The 17,203-nt window shown below is 36.7% G+C and carries 19 protein-coding genes; 18 read left to right on the top strand and 1 reads right to left on the bottom strand.

Going from position 1 to position 17,203, the window contains the following annotated elements; translation table 11 throughout:
* Positions 1 to 53: 53 nt before the first annotated feature.
* Positions 54 to 725: a deoxyribose-phosphate aldolase gene (gene deoC, locus KHA97_RS06545; RefSeq protein WP_213123892.1), complete on the top strand. Its 672-nt coding sequence runs from the start codon at positions 54 to 56 to the stop codon at positions 723 to 725.
* Between the two features lie 2 nt (positions 726 to 727).
* Here the strand turns inward: deoC and KHA97_RS06540 are convergent, their stop codons facing one another.
* Positions 728 to 1,654, bottom strand: a complete 927-nt coding sequence (locus KHA97_RS06540) for a Na/Pi symporter (protein ID WP_213123891.1) — start codon at positions 1,652 to 1,654, stop codon at positions 728 to 730.
* 177 nt (positions 1,655 to 1,831) lie between these two features.
* On the opposite strand from KHA97_RS06540, the gene rpsU reads away from it, so the two are divergent.
* The 17 genes from rpsU (at position 1,832) to glyS (ending at position 17,096) form a co-directional block, all read left to right on the top strand.
* Positions 1,832 to 2,005 (top strand): 30S ribosomal protein S21, encoded by a 174-nt coding sequence (gene rpsU, locus KHA97_RS06535; RefSeq protein WP_057983047.1) that lies wholly within the window; start codon positions 1,832 to 1,834, stop codon positions 2,003 to 2,005.
* 13 nt (positions 2,006 to 2,018) lie between these two features.
* Positions 2,019 to 2,465 (top strand): GatB/YqeY domain-containing protein, encoded by a 447-nt coding sequence (locus KHA97_RS06530; protein WP_213123890.1) that lies wholly within the window; start codon positions 2,019 to 2,021, stop codon positions 2,463 to 2,465.
* Between the two features lie 148 nt (positions 2,466 to 2,613).
* On the top strand, positions 2,614 to 3,918 hold the full coding sequence (locus KHA97_RS06525) for an NfeD family protein (RefSeq protein WP_213123889.1): 1,305 nt from the start codon (positions 2,614 to 2,616) through the stop codon (positions 3,916 to 3,918).
* Positions 3,919 to 3,945: 27 nt separating this feature from the next.
* A complete protein-coding gene (gene floA / locus KHA97_RS06520) occupies positions 3,946 to 4,944 on the top strand; it encodes a flotillin-like protein FloA (RefSeq protein WP_213123888.1) in 999 nt (332 codons plus the stop codon).
* A 30-nt stretch (positions 4,945 to 4,974) separates the two neighbouring features.
* Positions 4,975 to 5,451 (top strand): hypothetical protein, encoded by a 477-nt coding sequence (locus KHA97_RS06515; RefSeq protein ID WP_213123887.1) that lies wholly within the window; start codon positions 4,975 to 4,977, stop codon positions 5,449 to 5,451.
* Positions 5,452 to 5,509: 58 nt separating this feature from the next.
* Positions 5,510 to 5,794 (top strand): sporulation protein YqfC, encoded by a 285-nt coding sequence (gene yqfC, locus KHA97_RS06510; RefSeq protein ID WP_213123886.1) that lies wholly within the window; start codon positions 5,510 to 5,512, stop codon positions 5,792 to 5,794.
* A 2-nt stretch (positions 5,795 to 5,796) separates the two neighbouring features.
* Positions 5,797 to 6,993: a sporulation protein YqfD gene (yqfD, locus tag KHA97_RS06505; RefSeq protein WP_325167416.1), complete on the top strand. Its 1,197-nt coding sequence runs from the start codon at positions 5,797 to 5,799 to the stop codon at positions 6,991 to 6,993.
* Between the two features lie 3 nt (positions 6,994 to 6,996).
* Entirely contained in the window at positions 6,997 to 7,968 is a 972-nt protein-coding gene (locus KHA97_RS06500; protein WP_213123884.1) for a PhoH family protein, read from the top strand.
* 263 nt (positions 7,969 to 8,231) lie between these two features.
* The gene (locus KHA97_RS06495; RefSeq protein ID WP_213123883.1) at positions 8,232 to 10,421 is read left to right on the top strand and encodes an HD family phosphohydrolase; all 2,190 of its coding nucleotides are present in this window, start codon (positions 8,232 to 8,234) and stop codon (positions 10,419 to 10,421) included.
* Entirely contained in the window at positions 10,405 to 10,875 is a 471-nt protein-coding gene (gene ybeY / locus KHA97_RS06490) for an rRNA maturation RNase YbeY (protein ID WP_213123882.1), read from the top strand. The genes KHA97_RS06495 and ybeY overlap by 17 nt, the downstream gene beginning before the upstream one ends.
* The gene (locus tag KHA97_RS06485) at positions 10,865 to 11,248 is read left to right on the top strand and encodes a diacylglycerol kinase (protein ID WP_233713317.1); all 384 of its coding nucleotides are present in this window, start codon (positions 10,865 to 10,867) and stop codon (positions 11,246 to 11,248) included. Before ybeY ends, KHA97_RS06485 begins: the two co-directional genes overlap by 11 nt.
* Before the next feature lie 251 nt (positions 11,249 to 11,499).
* Entirely contained in the window at positions 11,500 to 11,898 is a 399-nt protein-coding gene (locus KHA97_RS06480) for a cytidine deaminase (protein WP_213123880.1), read from the top strand.
* A complete protein-coding gene (era, locus tag KHA97_RS06475; RefSeq protein ID WP_213123879.1) occupies positions 11,891 to 12,814 on the top strand; it encodes a GTPase Era in 924 nt (307 codons plus the stop codon). The genes KHA97_RS06480 and era overlap by 8 nt, the downstream gene beginning before the upstream one ends.
* 100 nt (positions 12,815 to 12,914) lie before the next feature.
* Positions 12,915 to 13,058, top strand: a complete 144-nt coding sequence (locus KHA97_RS06470; protein WP_213123878.1) for a YqzL family protein — start codon at positions 12,915 to 12,917, stop codon at positions 13,056 to 13,058.
* 43 nt (positions 13,059 to 13,101) lie between these two features.
* Positions 13,102 to 13,854 (top strand): DNA repair protein RecO, encoded by a 753-nt coding sequence (gene recO, locus KHA97_RS06465; protein WP_213123877.1) that lies wholly within the window; start codon positions 13,102 to 13,104, stop codon positions 13,852 to 13,854.
* 292 nt (positions 13,855 to 14,146) lie between these two features.
* Positions 14,147 to 15,046: a glycine--tRNA ligase subunit alpha gene (gene glyQ, locus KHA97_RS06460; RefSeq protein ID WP_213123876.1), complete on the top strand. Its 900-nt coding sequence runs from the start codon at positions 14,147 to 14,149 to the stop codon at positions 15,044 to 15,046.
* Positions 15,039 to 17,096, top strand: a complete 2,058-nt coding sequence (gene glyS / locus KHA97_RS06455; RefSeq protein WP_213123875.1) for a glycine--tRNA ligase subunit beta — start codon at positions 15,039 to 15,041, stop codon at positions 17,094 to 17,096. Before glyQ ends, glyS begins: the two co-directional genes overlap by 8 nt.
* Positions 17,097 to 17,203: the final 107 nt, after the last annotated feature.

Here is a 17,203-nt window from a genome sequence, read left to right as displayed (position 1 = left end):
AATGTTAATATAAATAAAAATATCAACTTCCAAGTAAAGGAGCCTGTTAAAACATGTTAGATAATATTGCAAGATATATTGATCATACGTTATTAAAGGCCGATGCAACAAAAGAAAGTATTACTACATTATGTGAAGAAGCAAAAAATTACCATTTTGCCTCTGTTTGTGTAAATCCGACATGGGTGCAATACGTTTCAAGCTTACTAAAAGCAACGGATGTTAAAGTATGTACGGTAATTGGATTCCCTTTAGGTGCCACTACTCCTGAGACAAAAGCATTTGAAACGAAAAATGCAATCGAAAATGGAGCAACTGAGATCGATATGGTTATTAATATAGGTGCTCTAAAAGATGAAAATTATGAGCTAGTAGAAAGGGATATTGCAGCAGTTTGTGCAGCCGCGAAAGGAAAAGCATTAGTTAAAGTAATAATTGAAACCTCCCTATTAACAGATCAGGAAAAGGAAAAAGCATGTAAAATTGCTAAAGAGGCAGGAGCTGATTTTGTTAAAACTTCTACCGGCTTTTCAACAGGAGGTGCCTCGATAAAAGATATAGAACTTATGAGAAAGGCTGTAGGCCCCGACCTTGGCGTAAAAGCATCGGGCGGTGTCCGTTCAATCGAGGATGTTAAAGGCATGATTCAGGCTGGTGCCACTAGAATTGGAGCAAGCTCAGGAGTTGCCATTGTAAAAGGGTTATCTGGAGATGCAAGTTATTAATTCTACTTTTTTCCACCATGAAGTTTAATAATAAAAAGTCCAAATTCCTTAGCAAAAGGCAGTACAATAAGTGAGCAGACAACATTATAAATAACGCTAGCATGTGCAAGTTGAGTATTAGGATCGATAGCAAGAAGACGGCTCAAATCCGCTAATAATGAAATGAAGGGGAAAAATAGAATGGCGCCTCCAACATTTAGCCATATATGGGCAAACGCTGTCTGTCTTGCTTCTCGACCTGCTCCGATAGATGCAAATAAGGCAGTTGCACAAGTACCGATATTTGCCCCTATCATTATAGCAATGCCCGTTTCGAGCGGAAATGTTCCAACCGATAAGAAGCTCATGGCTATCCCAGTTATGACGGTACTCGATTGTATAATTGCAGTAAGTAATGTTCCTGTAAGAAAAGAAATAACAGAATGATCCTTCATAACATATATTAAGTTATCTATGTATTCGATGTCTGCAAGTGGGCCAGATAGCCATTCAAATCCATTCATTGATGTAAAAATAATGCCAATTCCAAGTAAAATAAAGCTGCTGCTTTTTATTTTTACATTTTTAAAAAATTGTAAAACAGATCCGATCAATAGGAGAGGCACAATGACTTTGGATAAATCAAAAGTGAAAAATTCCAAAGTTACCGTAGTGCCAATATTAGTACCTAATATAATTCCGATTGTTTGTGGAAAAGTGAGGATACGAGCAGATACAAGTCCAACAGCGATGACCGTGACTGCCGAGCTGCTTTGAAGGACTGCTGTCATTCCAATACCTGCAAGAAACCCCAAAAAAGGCGTTCTTGTCATTTTTTGAAGCCATTTTTCCATGGTACTTCCGGATAAATTGAAAAGACCAATCCTCAACATCGTCATTCCGAGTAAAAAGCAACCAGCTAGAATAATAAATAAAAGAATATAAAGCATGTCCTTCACCTCTCAAATAAATATATGACGCAGTTTTTTAGACATGCTTAAAGGCTTGTAACTACCTTTTAGTAATAAGATTGTTGACCTGTCAAAAGCCTTATATTATAATTGCAAAGTACATGGATTTCCGTGTATGAACATGTTATTGCTATGTTCGGAGGGAGGGAAAGAGAGATGTCAAAAACAGTAGTTCGTAAAAACGAATCGCTTGAAGATGCTCTTCGCCGCTTCAAACGTACAGTTTCTAAAACAGGGACTTTACAAGAATACAGAAAGCGCGAATTTTATGAAAAGCCAAGCGTAAGACGTAAGAAAAAATCAGAAGCTGCCAGAAAGCGCAAGTTCTAAAGAGGGTGTAAATATGGGTCTTCTTGAGCGTTTAAACGAAGATATGAAACAAGCGATGAAGAATAAAGAAAAAGAAAAACTCTCCGTCATCCGAATGCTTAAAGCAGCCTTGCAAAATGAATCCATTAAGCTTGGCAAACAACAATTATCGGAAGAAGAAGAATTGACAGTCCTTTCTCGCGAAGTAAAGCAACGCAAAGACTCCCTCCATGAATTTCAAAAAGCGGATCGTGACGATCTTGCTGATAAAGTTCAAAACGAACTTGGTTTTGTGGAAAAATATATGCCACCGCAACTATCAGAAGAGGAAGTGGAAGTACTTGTGAAAGAGGCAATTTCTGAAACAGGTGCAGCTTCGAAAGCTGATATGGGCAAAGTAATGGGTATTTTGATGCCGAAAGTAAAAGGAAAGGCAGACGGATCACTCGTTAGCAAGCTAGTTGGGCGGTATTTATCGTAATAAACAATGAAAGAAAGTCGATAAGCATAATGCTTGTCGGCTTTTTTACTTTTTTCAGGTATAATAATAAGAGGAACCCAAATATTTGTGAATCTTTATCTGATTTTATTCGTATTACTGTTATGAGCGCTTCGGAAGGGGGGATTTGATGAGGAGAGTGTTGATTGCTATCTGTATGCTGGCAGGACTAGTATTATCTGTATTACCGGCACAAGCAGATGGCAAAGGAGCGAACGTATACGTCATACCAATTAATGAAACAGTAGAGCAAGGATTATATGCGTATTTGAACAGAGCAATTAATACAGCAGAAGAAAATAATGCAGAATTGATTATTTTTGATATGGATACTCTTGGAGGAAGTGTGGACGCTGCTCTTAAAATAGGAAATTTAATTTCCAATACGAAAACTAATACTGTAGCATTTGTGAATCCTTTAGCAATTTCTGCAGGTGCATATATTGCGTTTCACTCAGATGAAATTTACATGACACCAACTGCTACTATGGGAGCATCTGCTCCTATTGACGGGTCTGGTAATACCGCGGGAGAAAAAGCGGAGAGTATGTGGCTAGCTGCAATGGCTGGTGTGGCCGAAGATCATGGACGTGATCCTGAAATTGCAAAAGCGATGGTGACTAAAAGTATAGACCTACCGAAATTAAAAGAAAATGGAAAGCTATTAACACTTACTGCTGAACAAGCTATACAAGTCCGTTACTCAGAAGGAACCGTAAAAAATTTAGATGCACTTCTCTCAGAACTAGGTTTTAAAGATGCTAATGTTCACACAGTGAAATTGACTTTTGCGGAAAAAATCGCTAGATTTATTACGCACCCTGTTGTTGTTCCCATCCTTCTATCAATAGCTAGTTTGGGACTTGTGCTTGAATTATATTCACCTGGCTTTGGATTGCCGGGGGGAATGGGTTTAAGTGCATTGCTGCTATTTTTCTTTGGACATTATGTTGCAGGACTTGCTGGTTATGAATCCATCATTTTATTTGTCCTTGGTATTATCTTGATAGCAGCTGAGTTTTTCCTGGCGGGTGGAATCGCCGGGCTGCTAGGAACAGTGGCTGTAATCGGCAGTATCATCTTGGCTGGTGGAAATCTCTTGCACATGGCCATTTCCATCGTAATTGCTTTATTTTTATCTATTTTAGCTATTATCATAATGTTAAAGGTGTTTGGTAAACGGATGAATATATTTAAGAAGCTTATCCTAACTGATTCGACAAACACGGAAAGTGGCTACGTATCAAACGTAAATCGTCTTGAATTGATTGGGCGTGAAGGAGTTACGGTTACACCTTTAAGACCTTCAGGCACAGTTAAAGTGGATGATGAACGTCTTGATGTAGTTGCTGAAGGCAGTTTTATTGAAAATAATACAAAAGTGAAAGTCGTGAAAGTAGAAGGCTCACGCATCGTAGTAAGAGAAATTCAGTAGACTTTATTTTATATAGGGGGTAATACTATGCCATTAGGTCCAGAATTAATTTTTGTAATCGTAGCAATCATTATTGGAATCATTGTCCTATCGGTATTATTTACATTTGTACCAATCGGACTGTGGATTTCCGCCCTTGCGGCAGGAGTAAAAATTGGGATTTTTACATTAATCGGGATGAGATTAAGAAGGGTTATACCTGGAAGAGTCGTAAACCCATTAATTAAAGCCCATAAAGCAGGAATTAATGTAGGTACAAACCAGCTTGAAAGCCATTATCTTGCAGGAGGAAATGTTGACAGGGTTGTCAATGCGTTAATTGCCGCACAACGTGCCAATATCGAATTGACTTTCGAACGTGCTGCAGCGATAGATCTTGCTGGTCGTAACGTGTTAGAGGCTGTACAAATGAGTGTTAATCCAAAAGTTATTGAAACGCCATTTATTGCTGGTGTAGCGATGGATGGTATTGAAGTGAAGGCAAAAGCTCGTATAACAGTACGTGCCAACATCGAACGCCTCGTTGGGGGTGCAGGTGAGGATACTGTCATCGCACGTGTAGGTGAAGGTGTCGTCTCTACAATTGGTTCCAGTGATAATCATAAAAAGGTCCTTGAAAATCCTGATATGATTTCACGCACAGTTTTATCAAAAGGGTTAGATTCTGGTACTGCCTTTGAGATTCTATCGATTGACATTGCTGACGTTGATATCGGTAAAAATATTGGAGCTCAGCTACAAACTGACCAAGCGGAAGCTGATAAGAAAATTGCACAAGCGAAAGCGGAAGAAAGAAGAGCAATGGCGGTAGCAAATGAGCAAGAGATGAAGGCTCGCGTTGAAGAAATGAGAGCGAAGGTTGTTGAGGCTGAAGCTGAAGTGCCACAAGCAATGGCTGAGGCATTAAAATCAGGGAACCTAGGAGTTATGGATTATTTTTCAATGAAAAATATCGGTGCTGATACAGATATGCGCGATTCCATTGGAAAAATGACAAAACCTGTTGATCGAAATAAACCAGAATAATGTATCGCGAATTGAAAGGGGGTAACTCCTTTGGAACAAATTTTATTATTTCTATTAATTGCAGCACTCAGTTTTATTTTTAAGCGCAAAGGCCGCGCCAACGAACAGCAACAGCGTGAACATCGAATGCCGCCTCCAATTGCAAGGCCAATACAAACCTACAATGAGGATGCTGAAGATACAGTTAAGCCAATACAAGAAGTTTTTCCTGAACTTACGAAAGCTCGAAACTTGCAAGAGGCTGCGGATATTTTTATAAACAAGGCTCAACCAAGTGTTAATAAGAAACAAGAAGAACTAATGAAAAAAATGGAAGAGTTAAAAGCAGAAGAGGAAAAACACCGTGCAAGAGTAAAAGTAATTAAACAGTCTGACCAAGAAATAAAACATGAACAGATCCCTGAATTCCAATTTCAAGCCAATGATATTCTTAAAGGGATAGTCATGTCAGAGGTGCTGGGTTCTCCACGCGCCTTAAGGCCTTACGACAGGGCAAAACGTTCATAACAGAAGAATGAAACCCCCTTTTCTCTCATACATATGAGAGGAAAGGGGGTTCTTTTTTATGGCCAAGAAATGGACTAACAGCTTACGAAAATGGATGGCATTCAAAATGGAACTTCCTCCAGACGTTGTCATGGACTTGCCAAGAGTAACGATTGTAGGTCAATTACACATTTATATTGAAAATCATAAAGGACTTCTTGTTTTTACAGATAAGGAATTGCGGCTATTGCTAAAACAAGGGCAACTGCTTATAAAAGGACATTCATTCGTCATCAAGACTATTTTGCCTGATGAACTATTGCTCGAAGGAAAAATAGAAGAGGTTCATTATCTAGATGAATAGGAGTGGCGTTGTTGAAGAATCAGTGGCTAACGTTTATTACTGGAAGAGTATTAGTTAAAGCGGAAGGGAAAGGGATTGAGCGTTTGATAAATCGACTCGCTCAATCCGGCCTTATTATGTGGAAAGTGAAAAAACAGAAATCTGGAGATGTTCTATTTTTTATCGCTCTTCCAGATTTGCCTAAATTTCGAAATGCTGCTCGCAAAGCGGACTGTTCTATATCTTTTATTCGCGGTGAAGGTTTGCCGTTTATATTGAAAAGGACGCAGAGGAATAGTGGTTTCCTTGTAGGAATTGTATTATTTTTCCTCATTGCTTTTATGTTATCTAATGTTACTTGGGGAATAGAAATTAAAGGTGCTGATCCTGAAACGGAGCATAAAATTAGAAAAGAATTGACACAGCTTGGTATTAGAGTTGGTACCTTTCATATGTTAAACGATAAGCCTGATGTTATTCAGCAAAAGTTAACCGATCGAATCGATAATATTACTTGGGTTGGTGTAGAGTTAAAAGGGACAACCTTCCATTTCAATGTTGTACAAAAAAATGAACCTAAAAAACCTGAACTAAAAAGTCCCAGCAATATAGTGGCTAAGAAAAAAGCAGTAATTGCCGATTTGTTTGTTGAAAAAGGTAAACCTTTAGTGAAAATTAATCAATATGTAGAAAAAGGACAAGTTCTCGTATCAGGTGTGATTGGAAGTGATGATAAACCAAAGCTTGTATCAGCGACTGGGGAAGTTTGGGGAATTACTTGGTATAATACGAAAGTTGAATTTCCTTTAAAATCCCATTTTCAAGTTTATAGTGGTGAAGAGATTAGAAGACACTATATAGGAGCAGGTAAGATTTCTATACCTTTTTGGGGTTTTAAACGTATAAATTTTAAACAATATGAGATAGAAACAATCGATCACGATTTGTTTTTTTTAGGATGGAAGCTTCCGATAAAATATTCCGAAAGAACAATAAGGGAAAATGAAAAAATGCCACGTTCCTTGACAAAAGATGAAGCGATGGCAGCCGCTATCGAATTAGCCAGAAGGGATGTAGAGAATAATATACCTGCTGATGCAAGAGTGGATAGGGAATATATTTTGCAACAGGAAGTTGACAATGGTAAAGTTAAATTATCGATTAATTTTCAAGTGATTGAAAATATAGCAGAGGAAAGACCAATCATTCAAGGAGACTAGCGAATGTCAGCAGAAATAACTACAGTGAAAATTGAAATAAAAAACCCAGATGAAGCTGTTGTTTTATTTGGAAATGCAGATATTAATTTAAAAATACTCGAGGATCAATTTAATGTAACAATCGTGACAAGAGGAGAAACATTAAATTTATCAGGAGAAACTGCAGCAGCTGAAATGGCAGCCGAAACAATTAAGCAGCTTCTTACTGTTATTCGAAGAGGCATTCATATTGGAGAGAGAGATGTATCCTATGCCTCAAAAATGGCTAAACAAAACAGAATAGAATATTTCTCGGAACTATTTGAAGAGGAAATAGCCCGCAATACTAAGGGAAAAGCAATACGTGTAAAAACATTGGGACAGCGCCAGTATATTGATGCTATCCGTAAGCAGGATCTCGTATTTGGTATTGGCCCTGCTGGAACAGGAAAAACGTATTTAGCTGTTGTAATGGCTGTGAATGCATTAAAAAATAATAAAGTAAACAAAATAATACTTACACGTCCTGCCATTGAAGCGGGAGAAAGCCTAGGATTTTTACCTGGTGATTTAAAAGAAAAAGTAGACCCATACTTGCGACCTCTTTATGATTCACTGCATGATGTTTTAGGTGCAGAACATACTCAAAGGTTAATTGATCGGGAAACAATTGAGATTGCACCACTTGCCTATATGAGAGGCAGAACATTAGACGATGCTTTCGTTATATTGGATGAAGCTCAAAATACAACTCAAGCACAAATGAAAATGTTTTTAACGAGACTTGGCTTTGGATCTAAAATGGTCATCACGGGGGACTCTACCCAAGTGGACTTGCCTAAAGGCTCCAAGTCTGGACTAATGGCAGCAGAAATCATCTTAAATGGAGTTCAGGGAATTTCTTTTATTCACCTTAGTCAAAGTGATGTGGTTAGACATCCACTCGTCGGACGCATTATTGAAGCTTTTGAGGGACATGATTCCTTGCCTAGTTAATACTTTTTTAAACCCCGTCGCTTAAAAACGGGGTTTTTTCCTTTTCAGATAATGTTGATATATATTTTTGAACAAAGTTTTTTACCGTCCAACTTTTAGCGCTCTTGTTCTTAGGAACTTTTTTTAATTTATTTCGTCTTATGTATAAAGGAATGATGATTTCTTATAGCATTTACAAAATTCGAGTGTTTTCGCACTATAAAACTGTTATTATTTTAATATAATGCTGAAATTAGTCAGCAATTACGGGTATGGGGGATTTTATGGACTTTCAAGCATATATTAGAAAAATCCGAACGTTCCTAAGCTATAAAGTATTTACAACTCTAATTTACTGCATCCTTGGATTATTACTTTTTACGATTCTATATCACAATGTGAAGCCGGAAACGTATGATATTGAACTTTTTTCTGTAGCGGATAAAACAATCCGATCTCCAAAGACAGTTGAGGATGAAATTAAAACGGCTGAAGCACGGGAAAACGCTGCTGAACAAGTCGATAAGGTTTATGTTTTTAAAAAAGAAATAGCACAAAATCGAGTATCTTTGATTTCTTCCATTTTTGATTTTGTGAAGGATACTAATAATGAATCTAATAAAGTAGTGGAAGAGAACTCTTCAGAAATAAAAAAAGAGGAAGCAGCTGCCATATCGTTGGAAACAAGGTTAAAGCAGCTTAAAACACGGCTTACTGAAAATGTTTCAGAAGACATTACCAATACAATATCAGATCCAATTTTTATTACATTGTTGCAAGCAGATATCGCAGAATTGCAAAGAAGCCGCGATATTGTTATTCGAAATGTTGAATCTATCATGAATGAAAAAATTCGTGAGGATGGAACTGAAGCAGCTAAGAAAGCAGTAGCTGACCACATTAAAGCATCGGCGCTCCCGGATGAAATGAAATTAGCTGCTACTGAGTTAGGCAAGTATGCGATTGTTCCAAATGATTTGTACGACCCTTTGCTAACAGAAGAAAGAAAAAAACAAGCAAAGGATGACGTTGAACCAGTAAAAATTTTGCAAGGTCAGATCATTGTCCAGGAAGGGCATTTAATTGATAGAGAGACATACAGACAGTTGGAAATGCTCGGATTGTTGAAAAGCAACCCAACAAGGAAGCCAATCATTGGGTTAGGGATTTTTGTTTTGATGACAATTGGCTCAATCTATATTTATTTTTCAAGTTTGACCACTTCCGAAGAGAAAAAACAAAATTATTTATTACTATCCAGTTTGATTTTTATTTGTTCCGTTATCATAATGAAAATAATCGGTTTAATGGAAAATGATAATTTAAATAAAATCGCCTATATTTTCCCTGCAGCTATGGCGCCAATGCTAATTAAGACCATGATTAATGAAAGATTGGCTCTTATCATGACAATCATTTTGGCTGCATGTGGCAGCATTGTTTTTCATGACGGTATATCGGATACAATAGATATTGAAGTAGCTGTATATATATTATTTAGTGGCATGGCTGGAGTTTTATTTGTATCTGCCAGAAATGAAAGAAGCCATATTTTACAAGCTGGGTTACTAGTGTCGTGTGTTAATCTTCTACTCATCTCTTTCCTATTATTAATCGGAGGTGGACAGTTCACTATTACAGAATATGTTTATTTTGGACTGTTTTCAGTTGTATCTGGTATTTTATCGTCCGTGCTTACTATTGGACTACTGCCTTTTTTTGAAGCAGGATTTGGAATATTATCGACGATGAGGCTAATCGAGTTGTCCAATCCAAATCATCCATTGTTGAAAAAGCTTTTAACGGAAACACCTGGAACTTATCATCATAGTGTAATGGTTGCTAACTTGGCGGAATCTGCTTGTGAAGCAATTGGTGCAAATGGTTTATTAGCTAGAGTGGGCTGTTATTATCACGATGTAGGGAAGACAAAACGACCGCCTTTTTTTATTGAGAATCAAATCAATATAGAGAATCCGCACGATCGTCTGCCAGCTGAAACTAGCAAAGATATTATAATTGCTCATGCGGTAGATGGTGCAAAAGAATTACGAAAGCATAAATTACCAAAAGAAATTGTTGATATTGCCGAGCAGCACCATGGAACAAGTTTGCTTAAATATTTTTATTTTAAAGCAAAAAAATTGAATGAAGATACACCTGAGAGTGACTATCGTTATCCGGGACCTAGACCACAAACGCGGGAAGCAGCTGTAATTAGTCTAGCAGATAGTGTAGAAGCCGCTGTTCGCTCAATGGCTAACCCCACTCCAGGAGAAATTCGCTCACTTGTTCATCATATAGCACAAGATAAAATCCTAGATGGTCAGTTTAATGAATGTGATCTAACTTTAAAAGAAATTGAACTAGTAAAAGAAAGATTTTGCGAAACTTTAAATGGAATATTTCACTCGCGAATAGAGTACCCTGATTTAAAACAACAGAAGGTGATTGGCAATGGCACTACAAATTGATTTAATAGACGAAACGAAACAATTGTCCGAAACTGATATTGAACTGATTGAAAAGTTATTGAACTATGCAGCAGAAGAAGAGCATATTGAGAATGGTACTGAGCTATCAGTAATGATTGTGTCAAATGACGAAATACAAAAAATAAATAAAGAATACCGTGGAAAGGATTATGCTACAGACGTCATTTCCTTTGCAATGGAAGAACTAGGGGAAGATGAACCGGAAATTAAAGGAGCCGAGATGCCTCGAATGCTTGGTGACATTATCATTTCTTTTGAAAAAGCACAAGAACAAGCAAATGATTATGGGCATTCCTTTTCACGAGAGCTTGGTTTTTTAACGATCCATGGGTTTCTACACTTACTCGGATATGATCATATCGAGGAAGAAGATGAAAAAAAGATGTTTAAGAGACAAAATGAACTTCTTGAAGGTTACGGCCTTGAAAGATAAAGAGAGATTTTCACTTGTACGGATTTTCTGTGCCTTTAAATATGCAATCCAAGGGATTATACATGCATTAAAAGTAGAAAAAAACTTCCAGATTCATATCGTCTGTGCCATTATTGTATGTCTACTTTCGATTATCTTAAATATCGATAAAACCGAATGGCTGTTTATTATCATCTCTATATTTGGAGTGTTATCACTTGAGCTCGTAAACTCAGCTCTTGAACGTGCGGTGGATATTGCTACCCAAGAAATTGAACCACTAGCGAAGCAGGCAAAGGATCTCGCTGCTGCTGCGGTGCTTGTATATGCAACCATGTCCGTAATTATTGGTGTTGTCATATTAGGGCCCAAATTAATTAATCTCTTGTTTTGAATAAAGCTGCCTTTAAAGAGGTAGCTTTTTCTTTTTTGATTATGGAAAGTTTGGCCGTTTCGTCGAAAAACAGGCGTTTTCGATTTTGTACTGTTCTGCAATTTGAACTTGTTCGAAGGGTAAGTTAAAATGATTTCACAGTCAATATTACAAAACGATTAAAAATTCTAATTTTGAAAAAACTTAGGATGAACTTCACTTTTTTAAAGGAAAATGTAGTAAAATAAATGTATGAAAGACGGGAGAACAAGATGAATCAAGAACAATTAATACAAGAGGCAAGAAAAGCACAAGAAAAAGCTTATGTCCCTTATTCTCACTTTCCTGTAGGCGCTGCATTATTGACAACAGATGGAAAAGTATATCATGGATGCAACATAGAAAACGCTGCATACAGTGTTGTGAATTGCGCCGAAAGGACCGCTATTTTTAAGGCTGTATCTGAAGCAGATCGAGATTTTGCGATGCTTGCTGTAATTGCAGATACCGATAGGCCCGTTCCACCATGCGGTGCATGTCGTCAAGTAATTGCAGAATTGTGCCCAAAAAACATGAAAGTGGTTTTAGCTAACAAAAAAGGGGATATTAAAGAAATAACCGTGGAAGAATTATTGCCCTTTGCTTTTTCACCGGAGGATTTAAATGAGTAGTCAATTGCAAAAAAATAATCAGTACAAATCAGGGTTTATTTCTATTATTGGAAGACCCAATGTGGGAAAATCCACTTTTCTAAATCACGTAATTGGGCAAAAAATTTCCATCATGAGTGATAAACCACAAACAACAAGAAATAAAGTTCAAGGTGTTTTAACGTCAAATGATTCCCAAATGATTTTTATCGATACACCAGGTATTCATAAACCAAAGCATAAACTAGGCGATTTTATGATGAAAATTGCCATCAATACATTAAAAGAAGTAGATCTGATATTATGTATGATCAACGCGGATGAAGGGTTTGGCAGAGGCGATGAATTTATTATTGAAAAATTGAAGGATGTTCGTACCCCAGTATTTCTGGTCATTAATAAAATAGATCTTGTTCAGCCTGATACACTTTTATCGATTATCGATCAGTACAATGAATTGTACGAATTTAAAGAAGTTGTTCCTATTTCAGCGCTGGAAGGAAATAATATTGATAGGCTTTTAATGCAAATTAAACATTATTTACCAGAAGGTCCTCAATATTACCCTGAAGATCAAATTACCGATCATCCAGAAAGATTTATCGTTTCAGAATTAATTAGGGAGAAAGCGCTTCATTTAACAAGGGAAGAAGTTCCTCATTCCATTGCAGTGCTTATAGATAAAATGGAACGGAAAGACAATCAAGACATCATTCATATAATGGCGACTATTATCGTCGAACGCGATTCTCAAAAAGGAATTGTCATTGGGAAGCAGGGTAAGATGTTAAAAGAAATAGGGCAGCGCGCACGCGTAGATATTGAAAATTTACTCGGCTCAAAGGTGTTTCTAGAATTGTGGGTGAAGGTACAAAAGGATTGGCGAAATAAAGCTTTTCATCTTAGAGACTATGGATTCAAAGAAGACGAATATTAAATGTTTGGTTTGTTTAACAAATTTTATTTAGTATTACCTTAAGTTTTAGTGAAAAAATATTAACTGAGTAACATTAACTACTTTGAAAGGCGGGATTAACATGTATGAATTCACGTGGAAAGTTTTTAAAGAGACAGGTAATGTTGATACGTACTTGCTTCTAAAGGAACTTGAAAAAGAAGAGCATATTAATATTCTGCCGCATATGGAAAATTCGGATGAAGTAGACTACCCAGTAACATAAGGATTTGTTTTCTTCCCCAGTTTCGGAAAGGGGACATGAATAGATGGTGGAAAAATACGAAGGAATTGTCATAAGAACTACGGATTATGGTGAATCGAATAAAATAGTAACAATCTATTCAAGAGAAGCTGGGAAAATTGCTGGAATGGCAAGGGGCGCAAAAAAAACAAATAGTCGCCTTGCCAGCCCTACCCAGCTTTTTACATATGGATATTTTATGATTCATGGAAACCGTGGGATTGGAACATTGCAGCAGGCAGAATTAATATCTTCTTTAAAGGGAATTAGGGAGGATATTTTTAAGACGGCATATGCTTCTTATATTTTGGAATTAATTGATAAAGGAACAGGAGAGAAGGAACGCAATCCATTTTTATTTGAATTATTAAGGCAAACCTTGCAATATATAAATGATGATTACGATCCAGACATTGTAACAAATATTTTTGAGATGAAAATGCTTAATGTATTAGGGTTATACCCTGAAATGAATCAATGTGCAATTTGTGGAAATACTGAGGCACAATTCGGTTTTTCTATAAAGGAAAATGGGTTAATTTGTCATCAGTGTTTTGATAAAGATCCTCATTTCTTTCCGCTATCACAAACTACCGTTAAGCTGCTTCGATTATTTTACTTTTTTGATATTAATCGGCTTGGCTCCATATCCGTAAAACCCGAAACTAAAAAAGAATTAAAGGAAATCATATCACTATACTATGATGAATTTTCTGGTTTACAATTAAAGTCTAAACGTTTTCTTGATCAGCTTGATAAGTTTAAAGGTTATATTTAACGAAATGGCATTTGACATTTTGACTAATATCGGCTATTTTTTGTATAAGATTAAATTAATAAATTGTTGCGAAGAAAGAAAGAAGTAACTAATGGTAGACCTTAATTTAGCGAATCCGGGTTGGTGGGAGCCGGGTTATGGACATTAGTGAAGGCATTCTGGAGCAAATTCTATTTAAAGATGGCCGTTTTTGCGGCAAATAGGGTGGAACCGCGGGTTAACTCTCGTCCCTATGCTTATATAAAGCATAGGGACGAGAGTTTTTTAATTTTGATAAGAAAGGAAGAAAGAGATGAATATACAGGAAATGATTTTAGCTTTACAAAAGCACTGGTCTGATTATGGCTGTATACTAATGCAGGCGTATGATGTGGAAAAAGGTGCTGGGACTATGAGTCCGTATACGTTTTTACGGGCAATTGGTCCTGAGCCGTGGAATGTAGCTTACGTAGAACCATCGAGAAGGCCTGCAGATGGCCGGTACGGTGAAAATCCAAATCGATTATATCAGCATCACCAATTTCAAGTGATTATGAAGCCATCTCCAGACAATATACAAGAACTTTATTTAGATTCTTTAAAAGCACTTGGTATCAATCCTTTAGAACATGATATCCGCTTTGTTGAGGACAACTGGGAAAATCCATCACTCGGTTGTGCAGGACTTGGCTGGGAAGTTTGGCTCGATGGTATGGAAGTAACACAATTTACTTACTTCCAACAAGTCGGCGGTCTTGAATGTAAACCAGTCTCTGTAGAATTGACTTATGGAATTGAGAGACTTGCGTCTTATATACAAGAAAAAGAAAATGTATTTGATTTAGAATGGACGAATGGGTTTACAGTAAGAGATATTTTTTATCAACCAGAATATGAACATTCAAAATATGCATTTGAAACATCCAACCAAGAAATGCTGTTTAACTTATTTTATACGTATGAAGCAGAAGCAAAGAAACAAATGGAATTGGGGCTTGTTCACCCTGCATATGATTATATTTTGAAATGTTCTCATGTATTTAATCTTTTAGATGCAAAAGGCGCGATTTCGGTTACTGAAAGAACAGCATATATTGGCAGGATGAGAAGCATGGCTAGACAAGTTGCTAAAACATTTTATGAGGAACGAGAAAAGCTTGGATTCCCAATATTAAATCATTCAACAAAGGAGGAGAACTCCGAAAATGAGTAGTCGAAATTTATTATTAGAGGTCGGCATAGAAGAAATGCCTGCAAGATTTATCAATAATGCCATTCGTGAATTAGGTCAAAACATCGAAAATTGGTTTCGGGAAAATAAGATTGTTTTTAATGAAGTAAGGTTATTTTCAACCCCTAGAAGATTAGCGGTTTTAGTGAAAGAGGTAGCAGAATTTCAGAATGATACGGAAGAAGAAATAAAAGGACCCGCAAAAAAAATTCTCTTTGATAACGAAGGGAATTGGTCCAAAGCTGCTCTTGGATTTACAAAGTCAAATGGAATATCCGTAGAAGATCTTTACTTTAAAGAAATAAAAGGTGTGGAATATGCACACGCGAATAAATTCGTAAAAGGTGAAGAAACAATCAAATTGCTGGAGCAGCTTGGCAATTTAATCACCTCGCTGCATTTTCCAAATAGCATGCGTTGGGGAAGTCAAAACGTACGCTTTATTCGCCCAATTAGATGGATAGTCGCTTTATTTGGAAGTGAAACAGTTTCAATTGAAATTGCTGGGGTAAAAGCCGGCAATATTACACATGGACATCGATTTCTTGGTGAACAAATTCCGTTAATTGCACCTGTTGATTATGAAAAAGTTTTATTAGGTCAATACGTATTAGCTAGTTACGATGAAAGAAGAGAAGCGATTGAAGAGCAGATTAAAAGACTAGAGGAAGAGCAAAACTGGGAGATTCCTGTAGATGAAGAGCTATTGGAAGAAGTAACAAATCTAGTCGAATACCCAACAGTCTTTTTTGGGACGTTCAATCAAGAGTTTTTAAAACTTCCAGAAGAAGTATTAATTACTTCTATGAAAATACATCAACGTTATTTTCCAGTTAAAAATAAAAACGGCCAATTGCTTCCTTATTTTGTCGCAGTAAGAAATGGAGATCACCGCCATATTGAAACGGTAGCTAAAGGGAATGAGAAAGTATTAAGAGCTAGACTTTCAGATGCTGTTTTCTTTTATCAAGAAGATCAAAAAGTGCCAATCAATGATCATTTACAAAAATTAGAATCTATAATATATCATGAAAAAATTGGTACATTGGCTGAAAAAGTCGGCAGAATTCGAAAGATTGCAGAAGAACTCGGCGGAATGCTGAGCTTGAGTGAACAAGAATTGAAAGTGACAGATCGTGCGGCTGAAATTTGCAAATTTGACCTCGTTAGCAACATGGTTAATGAATTTCCTGAATTACAAGGTGTTATGGGAGAAAAATATGCCCTTCAACAAGGAGAGCTTCCTGGGGTAGCGAAGGCAATTTATGAACATTATAAGCCAAGACATGCTGAGGATAGTATTCCAACAACAACGATTGGGTCCATTGTTAGTATTGCGGATAAATTAGATTCTATCGTTTCATCTTTTGCAATTGGATTAATTCCGACAGGTTCTCAGGACCCTTATGCATTAAGAAGGCAAGCAGCAGGTGTAATTCAAATTTTATTTGAAAAAGAATGGAATATACCACTAAATAATTTATTGAAAAAAGTAATCGTCATTGAAACTGGTGATCAAAATGACGAGCTTTATCAGCAACTGGAAACCTTCTTTAAACTACGGATTCAACATTTACTTGAAGAAAAAGAGATCCGTTATGATCTAATCGAGGCGGTACTAGGTGGAGACTTTAATAGCGTCAAAGATGTAGTCTCTCGCGCCGAAACATTGCAGACAAGAAAAGATCAAGCATCCTTTAAAGGGACGATCGAGTCACTTTCTCGTGTCTTAAATATAGCTCAAAAAGCTGAACCAGGCCTTCAAGTTAATCCGGAATTATTTGAAAATGAATATGAAGAAAAATTATTTGATCAATGGAATAACTTAAAAGATATTTTTGCTTCAAATGTAGTAAGCAGCGAACTCTTTGATGCTATATCTTCATTAGAAACAGCCATCTCTAATTATTTTGATCATACAATGGTAATGGCAGACAATGAAGAGATTCAACGGAATCGCCTTGCACAAATGAGCGAATTGGCAAAGCTCATAGGTGCATATGCAACCATGAATGTAATAGTAGTAAAGTAAGAACAATAGCGCTTGCCTTTTACTATATGAGGTTCATGTGTGAAAGACAGGATTTTACGACGTACAGTAAGACATATAGGCTGTTTGCGCAATATGATATAGTAAAG

It is taken from the genome of Lederbergia citri, from assembly GCF_018343625.1.
GTDB lineage: Bacteria > Bacillota > Bacilli > Bacillales > Bacillaceae_C > Lederbergia > Lederbergia citri.
The sequence above is the reverse complement of the archived record's forward strand: the minus strand, read 5'-3'. Positions and strand labels throughout refer to the sequence as shown.